This window comes from Cupriavidus sp. SS-3 (assembly GCF_035818815.1).
Classification (GTDB): Bacteria; Pseudomonadota; Gammaproteobacteria; order Burkholderiales; family Burkholderiaceae; genus Cupriavidus; species Cupriavidus taiwanensis_C.
In genome coordinates this window covers 311899-325719 of the sequence record NZ_JAYLVT010000002.1, presented here as the reverse complement: position 1 = coordinate 325719, position 13821 = coordinate 311899, and the positions used below count along the sequence as shown (strand labels likewise).

Below are 13821 nucleotides of genomic sequence, written 5' to 3'. Positions count from 1 at the left end.
GGACGCGCCTCACCGACGCTTCGCCCCGCCCCATGACGCTGACGCATGCCGCCGTCCCGCCGATCACCTGGCTGATCGCACTGACGGTGTGCAACCACGTGGCCTTCAATGCCAGCCGCGTGGTGGTGTCGCTGTTCGCGATTTCCCTCAAGGCCTCCACCGTCACGCTGGGCGTGCTGATGTCGCTGTACGCGCTGCTGCCAATGCTGCTGGCGATCCGCGCCGGCAAGCGCATCGACCAGATCGGCCCGCGCAAGCCGATGATGGCGGGCTCGCTGATGGTGGTGGCGGGCACGCTCCTGCCGGCGCTGTGGCACGAGCTGGATGCGCTGTACCTGTCGTGCGCGCTGATCGGGGTCGGCTTCATGCTGGTCCAGGTGGCGATGCAGCTGCTGATCGGACAGGTCTCGACCGATGCCACCCGGCTGCGCAACTACACCTGGCATGCGCTCGGGCTGTCGGTGTCCGGCACGCTCGGGCCGGTGGCGATGGGCTACGTGATCGAGCATGCGGGCTTCCGCCCCGCCTTCGCCGTGCTGGTGGTGGTGGCATTGGCGGGTCAGGCCGGCCTGCAATGGGTGCGGCCGCGGCTGCCCGCGCGCGGCGGCAACGCCGGGCGCATCGCCATCGCGGACGGCACCCGCCATTCCACGCTGGACCTGCTGCAGCATCCCGAACTGCGCGCGGTCTTCGTCGCCAGCGCGGTGCTGTCGGCCGCGTGGGACCTGCACGCGTTCCTGATCCCGATCCAGGGCTCGCGCATCGGGCTGTCGCCGTCGTCGATCGGCTGGGTGCTGGGCGCTTTCGCCATCGCCACCTTTGCCATCCGGGTGGCGATGCCGGCGGTGTCGCGCCGGCTGTCGGAATGGAAGATCATCCGCGCCGCCCTGCTGGTGGGCGCGCTGGCCTACCTGGCCTACCCCTTCGTCGCGCACTTCTGGCTGATGTGCGCACTGGCCTTCGTGCTGGGCCTGGCGCTGGGCAGCGCGCAGCCCAATGTCATGAACATCCTGCACGCCGCGTCGCCGCACGGCCGCGCGGGCGAGGCGCTGGGCCTGCGCTCGGCGGTGCTGAACACCAGCCAGGTGGTCTGGCCGCTCACCTTCGGCGTGGTCGGCACGGCGCTGGGCATGCTGCCGATCTTCCTGTCGATGGCGGGGGCGATGGGCGCGGCCGGCTACTATTCGCGGCGCCAGGGACGCAAGGCGCTGGCGGCGCCGGCGCAGCCGACCGCCGGCGGGTGACGCGCCCGGGACCGCCGGTTGGGCTTGTCGCCACGCAAATGCGGCCCCCGATGCATTCGCTATACTCGAATCAGCCGGACCCGCGCTCCCGCCCCCCGGCGCACCGCGCTTCCGGACCGATTCCCTGATGATTGCGACATGACCCAACTTGCCGACCTGCGCCGCACCTATGTGCTGGGCGCGCTGTCCGAATCCGACGTGGCCCCCGACCCCATGAGCCAGTTCAGACGCTGGTTCGACGAAGCGGTCACGGCCAAGCTGCCCGAGCCCAATGCCATGACCCTGGCCACGGTCGACGCCGACGGCCAGCCCTCGGCGCGCATCGTGCTGCTCAAGGGCATCGACGACCGCGGCTTCACCTTCTTCACCAACTATGAAAGCCGCAAGGGCCTGGACCTGGCGGCAAACCCGCGCGCCGCGCTGCTGTTCCACTGGGTCCAGCTGGAACGCCAGGTGCGCGTCGAAGGCCGCGTCGAGAAGGTCTCCGACGACGAAAGCGACGCCTATTTCGCCACGCGTCCGCTGGGCTCGCGGGTGGGCGCCTGGGCTTCCGCGCAGAGCCGGGAGGTTCCCGGCCGCGATGTGCTGGAGCAGCGCGAGCAGGAATACCGCAGCAAGTTCGGCGAAAACCCGCCGCGCCCGCCCTACTGGGGCGGCTACCGCCTGGTGCCGACCGCACTGGAATTCTGGCAGGGGCGGCCGTCGCGTCTGCACGACCGCATCGCCTACCGGGTCCAGCCGGGCACGGGCTGGCAGATCGTGCGGCTGTCGCCCTGAGCCCGGCCGGCGGACGCCACGCGCGTCCACGCTGATGCGTCTACGCCTCTCCCGGGACGACGGCAGGGTCTTCCGGGGGTGCGCTGCACGGGCTGCGGAATTGGACTAAAGTGAGACAGGCGTCGCTTGGCTACTCTTTTCTTGCAGCGCTCGCGATGGATCGGGCAAGGTTTGCGCGGTGTTTCTCCTTGCCGGATGCGTCCGCCGAAGCGTGTGCCGCAACCATCGGGAGGTAAAGCGCATGTTTTTCAAGCAAACCCTGGAAAAGCAACTCGACAACTGGATCGCCGACCTGCGCGAGAACGCCAATCTCCCGGTCAGCCTGCGGCTGTGGAATGGCACCGAATACCCGTTGGGGCAATTCGACAAGCCGGTGGTGACGCTAACCGTGCGCGAAGCCGCGGCCCTGCCGCTGTTGCTGACCCCAAGCCTGGACAACCTGGGCGAGGCGTACGTCCAGGGCAAGATCGATTTCGACGGCCGGCTCGCGGACATCATCAAGGTGGGCTACGGCTTCTCGGCCGCCGCCACGCGCCGCGCCGGCGGTGCCCTGTACAAGGTGGCGCAGCACTTCTCGCATTCCAAGCAGGAAGACAGGGAATCGATCCAGTACCACTACGACGTCTCCAACGACTTCTACCAGCTCTGGCTCGACCCCAACATGGTCTATTCCTGCGCCTACTTCGAGCACGGCGACGAAGACCTGGCCACCGCGCAGGTCAAGAAGATCGACCACATCCTGACCAAGATCCGGCTGCAGCCGGGCCAGACCCTGCTCGACATCGGCTGCGGCTGGGGCGCGCTGGTGCTGCGCGCGGCGCAGAAGTTCGGCGCGCGCTGCGTGGGCATCACGCTGTCGCAGAACCAGTTCGACCTGGCCACCGAGCGCGTCAGGGCCGCGGGCCTGTCCGACCGCATCGAGATCCGGCTGCAGGACTACCGCGACACCACCGGCACCTTCGACCGCATCACCAGCGTCGGCATGTTCGAGCACGTGGGCAAGAACAACCTGGCCGGCTATTTCGGCCGCATCCGCGAACTGCTGGCCGACGACGGCTTTGCCATGAACCACGGCATCACCTCGCCCGACCCCGACAACGGGGCGACGCCGATGGACGGCGCCGAATTCATGGACCGCTACGTGTTCCCGCAGGGTGAGCTGCCGCATATCGGGCTGGTGCTGCGCACGCTGCAGCAGGGCGGCCTGGAGGCCTTCGATGTCGAGCTGCTGCGCCGGCACTACGCGCGCACGCTGCACCACTGGGCCGACAACTTCGAGGCGCGCGGCGACACCATCCGCAGCATGGTCGGCGAGAAGAAGTACCGCATCTGGCGCGTGTACCTGGCCGGCTGCGCCCACGCCTTCGAGACCGAGAAGATGTCGATCTACCAGGTGGTGTGCCACAAGTCCGGGCTGCAGGCCGACTCGCTGCCGTGGTCGCGCCGCTATATCTACGAGCAGCCCATCGGCCGCAACGACTGAAGGCAACCGAAACGATTGACTGAAGACCTCTTCGGCGGGCTGCCCCTGCCCGCCCCCGCAGCCCCTCCCGGGCAGCCCGCGACGCCAGCCGGCGCCGCCCGACCCGACTCCCCAGGCAGACCGGCGCGCGGCAAGAGCGTGCAGCCGTTTCCGGCCGCGCCAGCGCTGCAGGCGCTTGCTGCGCAACTGCCGCCCCACCTGCATTTCGGCACCTCGTCCTGGGCCTATCCCGGCTGGAACGGGCTGGTCTACGACGGCGAGTACAGCGACAGCCTGCTGTCGCGCAAGGGCCTGGCCGCCTATTCGCGCCACCCGCTGCTGCGCGCCGCCGGCATCGACCGCGGCTTCTACGGCCCGATCCCGCTGGCCGATTACCTGTCCTACGCGGCGCAGGTGCCGGAGGGCTTCCGCTTCCTGGTCAAGGCCCCGGCCAGCGTCTGCGACGCGTGGCTGCGCGGCCCCGACGGCGCCGGCCGGCTCGCCAACGCCGCCTTCCTGGATGCGGAGATCGCGGCGCGCGACTTCATCGTGCCGGCCACCAGCGGCCTGGGGCACAAGTGCGGGCCGTTGCTGTTTCAGCTGTCGCCGATGGGGCCGCTCGCCGACAGCGCGGTATTCCTGGAGCGGCTCGACGCCTTCCTCGGCGCACTGCCGGCGCTCGATCCGGCGCTGACGCCGCACGCAGCCTATGCCGTCGAGCTGCGCGACCCGGCCCTGCTGACGCCGCGCTATATCCGGCTGCTGCGCCACCATGGCGTGCGCTTCTGCCTGTCGGCGCGCGACCGGCTGCCGCCGGTGCCGCGCCAGGCGGCGGCGCAGGCGCTGATGGATGAAGCCGGGGCGGGCCCGCTGGTGCTGCGCTGGATGCTGCATGCGGGCCGGCCCTATGCCTACGCGGAAAAGCGCTATGCGCCGTTCGACCGCATCGTCGACGACGATCCCGACACCCGCGACGCGATTGCCGACGTGGTGGCGCGCACGCTGCGCGCCGGGCAGCCCGCCATCGTCATCGTCAGCAACAACGCCGAAGGCTGCGCGCCGCTGAGCTGCGCGCGGCTGGCGGAGGCCATCGTGGCGCGGCTGGAGCGCTGAGCCCGCCGCCGCGCCGGCGCACGACTTTACTTGCGCACGACTTACTTGCGCACCTTCGCGCCGAACTGCTTGCGGAATTTCGCCAGCTTGGGCGAGATCACGAACGCGCAGTAGCCTTGGCTGGGATGGTCCTGGTAGTAGTTCTGGTGGCCGGCCTCGGCGCGCCAGTACGGCTGCTCCGGCTCGACCTGGGTCACGATCGGCGCGTCGAACGCCTTGGCGGCGACCAGCTCGCGCATCACGTATTCGGCCGTCGCGCGCTGCGCCTCCGAGTGCGTGAAGATGGCCGAGCGGTACTGCGGCCCGACGTCGTTGCCCTGCCGGTCCGGCGTGGTCGGGTCGTGGATGGCGAAGAAGATCTCGAGGATCTCGCGGTAGCTGATCACCGACGGATCGAAGCTGACGCGCACCACTTCGACGTGGCCGGTATCGCCTGCGCAGACCTGCTGGTAGGTCGGGTGGTCGACATGCCCGCCGGTATAGCCGGACTCGACCGCGACCACGCCTTCGACCTGCTGGTAGACCGCCTCCAGGCACCAGAAGCATCCGCCGCCCAGCGTGGCGGTTTCCAATCCATGTTCCATTTGCGCCGCTCCCTTGCGTAATCGTCTGTCTTGCCAGGCCTCAAGCATAAGCGCAGATCGACGCGCTTGCAGCGGATTCAGCCGGGCTCGCGGCGCGCCTCCAGCAGCGCGCGCAATTGCGGCTTGAGCACCTTGCCCAGCGCGCTGCGCGGCAGGTCTTCCATCAGCACCACCTCGCGCGGCAGCTTGAAGCGGGCGATGCGCGCGGCCAGCAGCTCGCGCAGCGGCTCGGCCGCCAGCGCGCCGCGCGGCGCGCCCGGCGCCGGCACGATCACCGCCACCGGCACTTCGCCCCAGCGCGCATCGGCCACGCCGACCACCGCGCATTCCTGCACGCCGGGCAAGCCGGCCAGCACGTTCTCGATCTCGGCGGGATAGATGTTCTCGCCGCCCGAGATGATCATGTCCTTGCTGCGGCCCACCACCTCGATGCAGCCGTCGGCATCGCGGTGCCCAAGGTCGCCGGAATGAAACCAGCCGCCCGGCAACCCGTTGTCGGTCAGCCCACTCTCGGGCTGGTTCCAGTAGCCCGCCATGACGTTGGCGCCGCGCACCCACAGCTCGCCCACCGCGCCCTGCGCCACCTCGGCCCCGTCGGGGCCGGCCAGGCGCACTTCGGCCTCGGGCTGCGGCCAGCCGGCGTAGCCTGGACGCGCCATGGCCTGCTCCAGCTTCAGCACCACCGACACCGGCCCGGTCTCGGTGGCGCCATAGACCTGCCCGAGCGGCACGCCGCGGGCGTGGAAGGCGTCGATATACGAGCGCGGGATGGTCGACGATCCGGCCATCACCCCGCGCAGCGCCGTCAGGTCGGCATCGGCCCAGCCCGGGTGCTCCAGCACCGCGCGCAGCGTCGCCGGCACCATCAGCGACAGGCTCGGCCGCGCCCCGGCCACCGCGTCCAGCCAGGCCTGCGGCGCGAAGCGGTCATGCAGCGTGACGCGCGCGCCGGCCAGCAGCGCCGGCAGGGTCTGGATGCACAGCCCGCCGACATGGAACAGCGGCAGCACCGACAGCACGTGGTCGTCGGCGCTCATGCCGTGCGCCCACCAGCTGGCGCGCGCATTGGCCAGCAAGCCAGCCTGGGTATGCACCGCGCCCTTGGGCTTGCCGGTGGTGCCGGAGGTATAGGCCAGCAGCAGCGGCGCATGCTCCGGCACGGGGGCATGGACCACGCCGGACGGCGCCGGACAGTCGACCAGCCGGTCGAGGTCAGCCACGCGGGCATCGCCACAGGCCTCGCGCGCCAGCGCTTCATGGTCCGCATCGTGGAACAGCAAGGCCAGTTGCGCGTGATCGCAGATCGCCCGCAACTCGGCCGGCGCCAGCCGGTAGTTCAGCGGCGCAAAGATGGCGCCGACGCGGGCGCAGGCGAACAGCAGCACCAGTTGCAGCTCGTGGTTCAGGCACAGCGTGCCGACCCGGTCGCCGGGGCGGATGCCCCAGGTCGCGGCCAGGTGGGCGCTGGCGCGCTCCACGCGCCGCCACAGCTTGCCGTAGGTGAAGGTCCGGCCCCGGTAGTGCAACGCCGGCCGGCCCGGCGCCGCGTCGGCATGGCCATGCAGCATGGCCGGCAGCGCGCCCAGGCCAGCGGCACCGGCGCGGATGGCCCGGCGGGGGGCGCTCATTCGTCGCGCTCGCCGGATTCGTACAGGGTCTCGCGGCCCATGCGGTCGAGGATCAGCTCGGCGGTCCACGGCAGCATCAGCGCGCCGCAGCGCGAATCGCGATAGAGCCGCTCCAGCGGCAGGTCCTTGAGCATCGACTGGCCGCCGCAGGTGCGGATCGCCAGCCGGGCGATATCGTTGGCGCCTTCCATCACCGTGTAGTGCGCGGCGTACAGGCGCAGGCGCTCGTCCTTGGACGGATTGGGCTTCGCTTCGTGGATCGCGCGCCAGAAGATCGAGCGCATGGTCTCCAGCTGGATGCGCATCTGCGCCACCGCGATCTGCTTGGTTGGATACATGCGCCGCTTGACCGGCGGCTGTCCCGGCACCTCGCCGCGCAGGTACTGCACGGTGAAGTCGTACGCCGCCTGCGCCACCCCGAGGTAGGTCGGCGACAGCGTGAAGAACATTGCCGGCCAGGTCTGCGCGGCGCGGTAGTAGACCCCGCGCGGCATCAGCTGCTCGTGGTCGGGCACGAACACGTCCTTGAGCAGCAGCGTGCGCGACACCGTGCCGCGCATGCCCATCGGGTCCCAGTCGCCGGTCACGGTGAGCCCGTCCGCCTTTCCGGGCACGGCGATGTAGAGCGTGTCGCGCATGTCGGGATGCTGGTCGCCGCGGTCCTCGGTGCACAGGATGCCGTAGTAGTCGGCCGCGCCGGACAGCGAGGCGAAGATCTTGCGACCGTTCAGCACCCAGCCGCCGTCGACCTTGCGCGCCGTGGTGCCGAACGGCGCCTTGCCGGCGGCCGCCGCCGAGCCTTCGGAGAACGGCTGTGCGTAGACCGCGCCGTCGCGCACCACCCGCGCGAAATGCAGTTCGCGGCGGGCCTGGTGTTCGTCGCGCTGTGCCGGGGTCATGTCGATGCCATCGGACAGCACGCCGGTCCACATGGTCGAGCAGATATGCATGTTGTAGGTGAGCGCGGTGGCGCCGCAGAAGCGGCCGATCTCGGCGCCGACCATGCAGTAGGTGGCAAAGTCCGCGCCCGCGCCGCCAAACGCCCGCGGCACGCACAAGGCCAGCAGGCCGGCCTCGCGCAGGTCGTCATAGTTGGCGAACGGGAAGCTGGCCTCGCGGTCCCAGGTGGCGGCGCGCGGCGCGAAGCGCTCGCGGCCCAGGCGGTTGGCCAGCGTCAGCCATTGCGCCTGTTCCGGCGAGAAGTCGGCCGTACCGACGGCGGGAATGAAGTCGAGCTGGCCGGATGGCATGTCGCGTCTCCTTTTTGTCCTGCTCGCGCCGGATGGGGAACGGGGGCGGCGCGGCGGTTGTTGTGTTGGCGTGGCCGGAAAGCGGCGCGCTTCAGTGCACGGGAAAGTGCCGGCGCAGGAAATCCAGCACCGCGTCGTTGAACAGCTCGGGGCGCTCCATGCAGGCCAGGTGGCCCACGTCGGGCAGGCAGCGGTACTCGGCGCCGGCAATGCGTTGCGCCATGCGCTGCATCACCTCGGGCGCGGCGTTGGTGTCGTGCTGGCCGGCCAGCGCCAGCACCGGCACCGCGATGCGGGCCAGCGCGTCGCGCTGGTTGAAGCGCACCAGCGCACCCAGCGCGGCGCGGTAGGTCGGTGCCGGCACCGCCGCCATCACCGCGGTGGCGAAGGCCACGGCCTGCGCGTCGGCATCGGGCGCGACCATGGTGCGCACCAGCCCGGCCGCCATCTGCGCCATGGTCTTGCCGGCATCCAGCGGCGCGGTGCGCGCGGCGATGAACTCGCGCTGCCACGGGCCATCGCCCTTGCCGAAGGCGGGCGAGGTGCCGGACAGCACCATGCCGTCGACCAGCGCTGGCGTGGCCGCGCAAGCCTGCTGCGCCACCATGCCGCCCATGCTGTGGCCCAGCAGCACCACACGCCGGCCGGCGTCGCGTTCGAACAGCAGCACGGGCGTCAGCGCCTGCGCCAGTCCGTCGAAGTCATAGGGGTCGATCAGGGCACTGTCGCCATAGCCCGGCATGTCCCACGCCAAGGCGCGGTAGCCGGCCTGCGCCAGGGCCTCGCCCTGCGCGGGCCAGGCGGTCTTGCCGCCGCCGATGCCATGCAGCATCACCACTGCCACCGGCCCGTCGCCCCAGGCCAGCGTGGCGATGCCGTTGGCGTGGCGCTGCATTGTCGCGGCGGCGCTCATGCGGCCACCTCCACCAGCGTGCCGGCCTCGACCTCGTTGCGGCCGTCGAGCGAAACCGTGCAGTGTCGCAGCGGCAGGTCGAAATGGCCCAGCGTATGCCGCCCGGCGACCTCGTTGGCGCCGGTCGAGAACAGGAAGTTGCCGGCGAACGCGCGCAGCTCGGTGCCGTTGCAATCGCGCTTGTCGTAGAACGTCATCGCGTCCCAGCGCGCCATCCGGTTCAGGCCCCAGCCCACGTGCGAGACCGCATAGGCATCGCGCGTGCCTTCGCGGTCGGCCCAGGCCTGGTAATAGCCGCGCATCATGTCGGCGTCGACGCCCTGGCCCTCGACCGCGACGATGTAGTCGTCCTCGATATGGCATACCACGGTGTCGCGCAGGTAGGTCTTGAAGGTCAGGTTGACGTCGCCCGGCGCCAGCACCAGCGTGCCGTTGACCTGGCGCCCGGCCGGGAACGCCAGGCACAGCCCGCCAGGCCAGTGCGAGACCTGGCCGGGCTTGTTGCAGAAGCCCCAGACACCGCCCACGCGCGCCTCGGCCAGGCCGATGCGCAGCTCGGTGCCGGCGGCCGAATGCACGCGCATCTCGCGCGCGCCGCGCAGGCGCTTCATCGCCGCGCGCACGGTGGTCTCCAGCGACGGATCGGGTTGGCAGCGCTCCAGGATCTCCGGGTGCTCGTTGCTGACCATCAGCATGCGCGGGACCACGCCGTCGGCGCCGCGCAGGATCTGCGGCAACTCAGGCGCATGCAGCAGGCCTTCGACGGTGCAGTCGAGCACCAGCTGGCAGCGCGACAACGCCGCCAGCACCGGGGCCAGATTCTGCAAGGCATCGCTGGCACCGGTCGAGCGTACCGGCGCTGGCGCCGCAAGCGCCGGGCTCGGCACCTGGATCCGAACCGGCGTGGCGCCAAGGCCCTGCACGGCCAATTCGGCCAAGGCCACGTTGACAGGGCGGGATTGGGACTCCGTTACAATTCCCACGACATCCCCGTGCCGCAGGGCACAGAGTTCCAGCGTGCGGCGGAACGCCGCCAGCCAGCGGTGTTCGATCTGCTCGATGAGCATGCGCTTGTCTCCTGCTGCTTGTTGCTTGTTATCGGCTTCTTGTTCTATGGGGCCCGGGCCGCCCACGCATTGTGTAGCGGCCAGCGCCGGCGGCGCCGGACTTGAACTCGCCGCCCCTGGCGCGAATAATATATATGAAATTTCATGAACTCCAGTGGAGCCCCCATGGGCATGCCTGAGGCCCAGCCACGGATCGCCAGCGTAGCCGCCGCCCCGGACTTCGATGCGATGCACTTCCGCCGCACCCTGTCGCAGTTCGCGACCGGGGTCACGGTGATCACCACGCGCGCCAGCAACGAGTCGGTTGCGGCCGGCGCGCCGCCCTTTATCGGCATTACCGCCAGCTCGTTCAACTCGGTATCGCTGGAGCCGCCGCTGGTGCTGTGGAGCATGGCTACGCGCGCCAACAGCCTGCCGATGTTCCGCGACGGCACCCACTACATCATCAATGTGCTGTCGGCCTCGCAGCTGGACCTGTGCCAGCGCTTCGCCACGCTCAAGGGCGACCGTTTCGCCGGTGTCGACTACCGGCTCTCGGCCACCGGCCTGCCGATCCTGTCGAATGCGCTGGCCTGGTTCGAATGCCACAACCGCAGCCGCTACGACGAGGGCGACCACGTCATCTTTGTCGGCGAGGTGGAGCGCTGCGGCGTGCTCGATGGCAAGGACGGCCCGCTGATATTCCAGGGCGGCCAGTTCACCACCACCACCCCGCTCGATCTCTGAACACCCACTGAGCCATCATGGCGGACCTGCCGGCAGTGCCCTCGCCCCAAACCTTCGTCGACGGCTACCTGGCCTACCTGCTGGCCCGCGCCAGCCATCTGATCTCGGGCGAATTCCATCGCGAGGTCGAGGCCAGCGGCCTGTCGGTGCAGGAATGGCGCGTGCTGGCGACGCTGGCCGACCGTCCCGACTGCACCGTCGGCGCGCTGGCGGAAATCACGCTGACCAAGCAGCCCACGCTGACCAAGCTGGTCGACCGCATGGCGCACGACGGCCTGGTCCGGCGCCGCGCCGGCAAGACCGACCGCCGCCAGGCGCTGGTGTCGATCACGCCGCGCGGCCTGGCGCTGGTGCAGCCGCTGCTCGAGCGCGCCGCGCAGCACGAGCGCGCGGTGCTGGACGACTTTGGCGCCCGCCAGGGCGCGCAGCTGAAGGAAACCCTGCGCCAGCTGATCGCGCTGCACACGCAGCGCTAGGCTTGTTCAGCGACCTTCAGGATTGCCAGCGGCGAACTGTCCACCTTGATCCGCTGCAGCACGATATTCGAGCGGATATCCATCACGCCCGGGGTGCGGTACAGGCGGTTCACGATGAAGTCCGAGTAGTGCTTCAGGTTGCGCGCCTGCACGCGCAGGATGTAGTTGCTGTCGCCGGTGATGATGTACGCCGACAGCACTTCCGGCCACGACTGCACCGCAGCAATGAAGGTGTCGTGCCAGCCCTCGACGTCATGGCGCATCGACACCTGCACGATCGCCTCCAGCTCCAGCCCCAGTTGCTCGGCATCGAACCAGGCGCGATAGCCGCCAATCACCCCTGACTCTTCCAGCAGCCGGACCCGGCGCAGGCACGCCGACGGCGACAGCGCCACGCGGTCGGCCAGGTCCTGGTTGCTGATGCGGCCGTTCTCTTGCAGGCAGGTCAGGATGCGCAGATCGGTGGGATCGAGGTTCATTCGAATTTCCTTCGATTATTTGTCATTTTTTCGCATTCTATGCGAAAGAGAGACCGGATGACGGGCCATTTAGCAAGCCTCTTGCCGTCGATTTTGACTATGATTCCCGACATCGAGGCACACAGAAACGGCGCCCGCAGACGGCGCCGCGCAACCCATGACCGCCCCCAATCCCGACCCGCGCCGACTGTGGGACATCAGCCCGCCGCTGTCGCCCGCCACGCCGGTGTGGCCCGGCGACACGCCGTTCCAGCAGCAGCCGGCCTGGCAGATCGACGCACATTGCCCGGTCAATGTCGGCCGCATCACGCTATCGCCGCACACCGGCGCGCATGCGGACGCACCGCTGCATTACACCGCCGACGGCGCCCCGATCGGCGCCGTGCCGCTGGCGCCCTACCTGGGCCGCTGCCGCGTGATCCACTGCATCGGCGCAACGCCGCTGGTGCAGCCCGATCATGTCGCGCACGCGCTCGAGGCGCTGCCGCCGCGGGTGCTGCTGCGCACCTACCGGCAGGCGCCGCAGGCGCAGTGGGACCCCGGCTTTTGCGCGGTGTCGCCGGACACCATCGCGCTGCTGGCCGCGCACGGCGTGCAGCTGGTCGGCATCGACACGCCCTCGCTCGATCCGCAGGACTCCAAGACCATGGACGCGCACAACGCGGTGCGCCGCCATGGCCTGGCAATCCTGGAAGGCATCGTGCTGGACCAGGTCGATGCCGGCGACTATGAACTGATCGCGCTGCCGCTGCGCTTCGCCGCGCTGGATGCCAGCCCGGTGCGCGCGGTGCTGCGCAGCCTCGACTGAACCTTTTCCCGAAACCCGCCTGGCCTTTCTGCACGACATGACGACCATTGACCGCGAGCACTGTATCCGGCTCGACCAGCAAGACCCGCTGCGCCCGCTGCGCGACCAGTTCGCGCTGCCCCAGGGCGTGATCTACCTCGACGGCAACTCGCTCGGCGCCCGCCCGCGCGCCGCCGCCGCGCGCGCCGCGCAGGTGGTGGCCGAGGAATGGGGCGACGGCCTGATCCGCAGCTGGAACACCGCCGGCTGGTTCGACCTGCCGCAGCGCCTTGGCAACAAGCTGGCACCGCTGGTCGGCGCGGGCCACGATGAAGTGGTGGTCACCGACACCACCTCGATCAACCTGTTCAAGGTGCTGGCCGCGGCGCTGCGCGTGCAGCAGACGCGCGACCCGGCGCGCAAGGTGATCGTCTCCGAGGCCAGCAACTTCCCCACGGACCTGTATATCGCCCAGGGCCTCGCCGACCTGCTGCAGCAAGGCTATTCGCTGCGGCTGGTGGACTCGCCGGCCGAGATCGACGCGGCCGTTGGCGCCGACACCGCGGTGCTGATGCTGACCCACGTCAACTACAAGACCGGCGAGATGCTCGACATGGCCGGGCTGACCGAGCTGGCCCACGCGCGCGGCGCGCTGACGGTGTGGGACCTGTGCCATTCGGCCGGCGCCGTGCCGGTCGACCTGAAGGCGGCCGGGGCCGACTACGCCATCGGCTGCACCTACAAGTACCTGAACGGCGGCCCGGGCTCGCCCGCCTTCGTCTGGGTCGCGCCCGCGCTGCGCGATGCCTTCTGGCAGCCGCTGTCGGGCTGGTGGGGCCACGCCGCGCCGTTCGCGATGGACCCGCAGTACCGGCCGGTCGAGGGCGTGCGCCGCTTCCTGTGCGGCACGCAGCCGGTCACGTCGCTGTCAATGGTCGAGTGCGGGCTGGACATCTTCGCGCAGACCAGCATGCAGGTGCTGCGCGCCAAGTCATTGCTGCTGACCGACCTGTTCATCGAACTGGTCGAAGCCCGCTGCGGCCACCACCCGCTGACGCTGGTGACTCCGCGCGAGCATGCGCGCCGCGGCAGCCAGGTGAGCCTGGAGCATCCGGACGGTTATGCCGTGGTGCAGGCCCTGATCGAGCGCGGCGTGATCGGCGATTACCGCGAGCCGCGCATCGCCCGCTTCGGCTTCACGCCGCTCTACACCAGCTTCGCCGAGGTGTGGGATGCTGTGGAAATCCTGCGCGACGTGCTGGACAGCGGCGCCTATCGCGACGCGCGCTTCCAGACGCGCGGCCAGGTGACCTGA

The 13821-nt window shown here is 69.9% G+C and carries 14 protein-coding genes; 8 read left to right on the top strand and 6 right to left on the bottom strand.

The window, feature by feature from the left end; genetic code table 11:
- The first annotated feature begins 32 nt into the window (after nucleotides 1-32).
- From U9J39_RS04875 to U9J39_RS04860, 4 genes are all read left to right on the top strand, one after another.
- Nucleotides 33-1244 carry an MFS transporter gene (locus U9J39_RS04875; RefSeq protein ID WP_116312902.1) on the top strand — a complete coding sequence of 404 codons (1212 nt, stop codon included), beginning with the start codon at nucleotides 33-35 and terminating at the stop codon, nucleotides 1242-1244.
- A 138-nt stretch (nucleotides 1245-1382) separates the two neighbouring features.
- Complete coding sequence (gene pdxH, locus U9J39_RS04870; RefSeq protein ID WP_116312903.1) at nucleotides 1383-2021, top strand: pyridoxamine 5'-phosphate oxidase; 639 nt, start codon at nucleotides 1383-1385, stop codon at nucleotides 2019-2021.
- Between the two features lie 241 nt (nucleotides 2022-2262).
- Nucleotides 2263-3504, top strand: coding sequence for a cyclopropane-fatty-acyl-phospholipid synthase family protein (locus U9J39_RS04865; protein ID WP_326346637.1), 1242 nt, complete (start codon nucleotides 2263-2265; stop codon nucleotides 3502-3504).
- Nucleotides 3505-3519: 15 nt separating this feature from the next.
- Entirely contained in the window at nucleotides 3520-4596 is a 1077-nt protein-coding gene (locus tag U9J39_RS04860) for a DUF72 domain-containing protein (RefSeq protein WP_326346636.1), read from the top strand.
- A gap of 41 nt (nucleotides 4597-4637) precedes the next feature.
- Here the strand turns inward: U9J39_RS04860 and msrA are convergent, their stop codons facing one another.
- The 5 genes from msrA to U9J39_RS04835 form a co-directional block, all read right to left on the bottom strand.
- A complete protein-coding gene (gene msrA, locus U9J39_RS04855) occupies nucleotides 4638-5180 on the bottom strand; it encodes a peptide-methionine (S)-S-oxide reductase MsrA (protein WP_326346635.1) in 543 nt (180 codons plus the stop codon).
- Between the two features lie 77 nt (nucleotides 5181-5257).
- The gene (locus tag U9J39_RS04850) at nucleotides 5258-6808 is read right to left on the bottom strand and encodes a class I adenylate-forming enzyme family protein (protein ID WP_326346634.1); all 1551 of its coding nucleotides are present in this window, start codon (nucleotides 6806-6808) and stop codon (nucleotides 5258-5260) included.
- Nucleotides 6805-8058, bottom strand: a complete 1254-nt coding sequence (locus tag U9J39_RS04845) for an acyl-CoA dehydrogenase family protein (RefSeq protein WP_116312908.1) — start codon at nucleotides 8056-8058, stop codon at nucleotides 6805-6807. The genes U9J39_RS04850 and U9J39_RS04845 overlap by 4 nt, the downstream gene beginning before the upstream one ends.
- Before the next feature lie 91 nt (nucleotides 8059-8149).
- Nucleotides 8150-8971, bottom strand: coding sequence for an alpha/beta fold hydrolase (locus U9J39_RS04840; protein ID WP_326346633.1), 822 nt, complete (start codon nucleotides 8969-8971; stop codon nucleotides 8150-8152).
- Complete coding sequence (locus U9J39_RS04835; protein ID WP_116312910.1) at nucleotides 8968-10038, bottom strand: peptidase M29; 1071 nt, start codon at nucleotides 10036-10038, stop codon at nucleotides 8968-8970. Before U9J39_RS04835 ends, U9J39_RS04840 begins: the two co-directional genes overlap by 4 nt.
- 165 nt (nucleotides 10039-10203) lie before the next feature.
- On the opposite strand from U9J39_RS04835, the gene U9J39_RS04830 reads away from it, so the two are divergent.
- Both U9J39_RS04830 and U9J39_RS04825 read left to right on the top strand, forming a co-directional pair.
- Complete coding sequence (locus U9J39_RS04830) at nucleotides 10204-10764, top strand: flavin reductase family protein (protein ID WP_111519473.1); 561 nt, start codon at nucleotides 10204-10206, stop codon at nucleotides 10762-10764.
- Between the two features lie 17 nt (nucleotides 10765-10781).
- A complete protein-coding gene (locus U9J39_RS04825; protein WP_116312911.1) occupies nucleotides 10782-11240 on the top strand; it encodes a MarR family winged helix-turn-helix transcriptional regulator in 459 nt (152 codons plus the stop codon).
- On the opposite strand, the gene U9J39_RS04820 is transcribed toward U9J39_RS04825, so the two are convergent.
- Complete coding sequence (locus tag U9J39_RS04820) at nucleotides 11237-11719, bottom strand: Lrp/AsnC family transcriptional regulator (RefSeq protein ID WP_115710414.1); 483 nt, start codon at nucleotides 11717-11719, stop codon at nucleotides 11237-11239. The two genes, U9J39_RS04825 and U9J39_RS04820, sit on opposite strands and share 4 nt — an antisense overlap.
- Nucleotides 11720-11876: 157 nt before the next feature.
- Here U9J39_RS04820 and kynB point away from each other — a divergent pair, with 157 nt between their 5' ends.
- Together kynB and kynU are read left to right on the top strand one after the other, a co-directional pair.
- Nucleotides 11877-12527: an arylformamidase gene (kynB, locus tag U9J39_RS04815; protein WP_326346632.1), complete on the top strand. Its 651-nt coding sequence runs from the start codon at nucleotides 11877-11879 to the stop codon at nucleotides 12525-12527.
- A gap of 37 nt (nucleotides 12528-12564) precedes the next feature.
- Nucleotides 12565-13821, top strand: coding sequence for a kynureninase (gene kynU / locus U9J39_RS04810; RefSeq protein ID WP_326346631.1), 1257 nt, complete (start codon nucleotides 12565-12567; stop codon nucleotides 13819-13821).

What these genes read in the sequence shown, in the direction of transcription:
- U9J39_RS04875 (WP_116312902.1), top strand. Translation starts at nt 33, where the DNA reads ATGACGCTGACGCATGCCGCCGTCCCGCCGATCACCTGGCTGATCGCA.
- pdxH (WP_116312903.1), top strand. Translation starts at nt 1,383, where the DNA reads ATGACCCAACTTGCCGACCTGCGCCGCACCTATGTGCTGGGCGCGCTG.
- U9J39_RS04865 (WP_326346637.1), top strand. Translation starts at nt 2,263, where the DNA reads ATGTTTTTCAAGCAAACCCTGGAAAAGCAACTCGACAACTGGATCGCC.
- msrA (WP_326346635.1), bottom strand. Translation starts at nt 5,180, where the DNA reads ATGGAACATGGATTGGAAACCGCCACGCTGGGCGGCGGATGCTTCTGG.
- U9J39_RS04850 (WP_326346634.1), bottom strand. Translation starts at nt 6,808, where the DNA reads ATGAGCGCCCCCCGCCGGGCCATCCGCGCCGGTGCCGCTGGCCTGGGC.
- U9J39_RS04845 (WP_116312908.1), bottom strand. Translation starts at nt 8,058, where the DNA reads ATGCCATCCGGCCAGCTCGACTTCATTCCCGCCGTCGGTACGGCCGAC.
- U9J39_RS04840 (WP_326346633.1), bottom strand. Translation starts at nt 8,971, where the DNA reads ATGAGCGCCGCCGCGACAATGCAGCGCCACGCCAACGGCATCGCCACG.
- U9J39_RS04835 (WP_116312910.1), bottom strand. Translation starts at nt 10,038, where the DNA reads ATGCTCATCGAGCAGATCGAACACCGCTGGCTGGCGGCGTTCCGCCGC.
- U9J39_RS04830 (WP_111519473.1), top strand. Translation starts at nt 10,204, where the DNA reads ATGGGCATGCCTGAGGCCCAGCCACGGATCGCCAGCGTAGCCGCCGCC.
- U9J39_RS04825 (WP_116312911.1), top strand. Translation starts at nt 10,782, where the DNA reads ATGGCGGACCTGCCGGCAGTGCCCTCGCCCCAAACCTTCGTCGACGGC.
- U9J39_RS04820 (WP_115710414.1), bottom strand. Translation starts at nt 11,719, where the DNA reads ATGAACCTCGATCCCACCGATCTGCGCATCCTGACCTGCCTGCAAGAG.
- kynB (WP_326346632.1), top strand. Translation starts at nt 11,877, where the DNA reads ATGACCGCCCCCAATCCCGACCCGCGCCGACTGTGGGACATCAGCCCG.
- kynU (WP_326346631.1), top strand. Translation starts at nt 12,565, where the DNA reads ATGACGACCATTGACCGCGAGCACTGTATCCGGCTCGACCAGCAAGAC.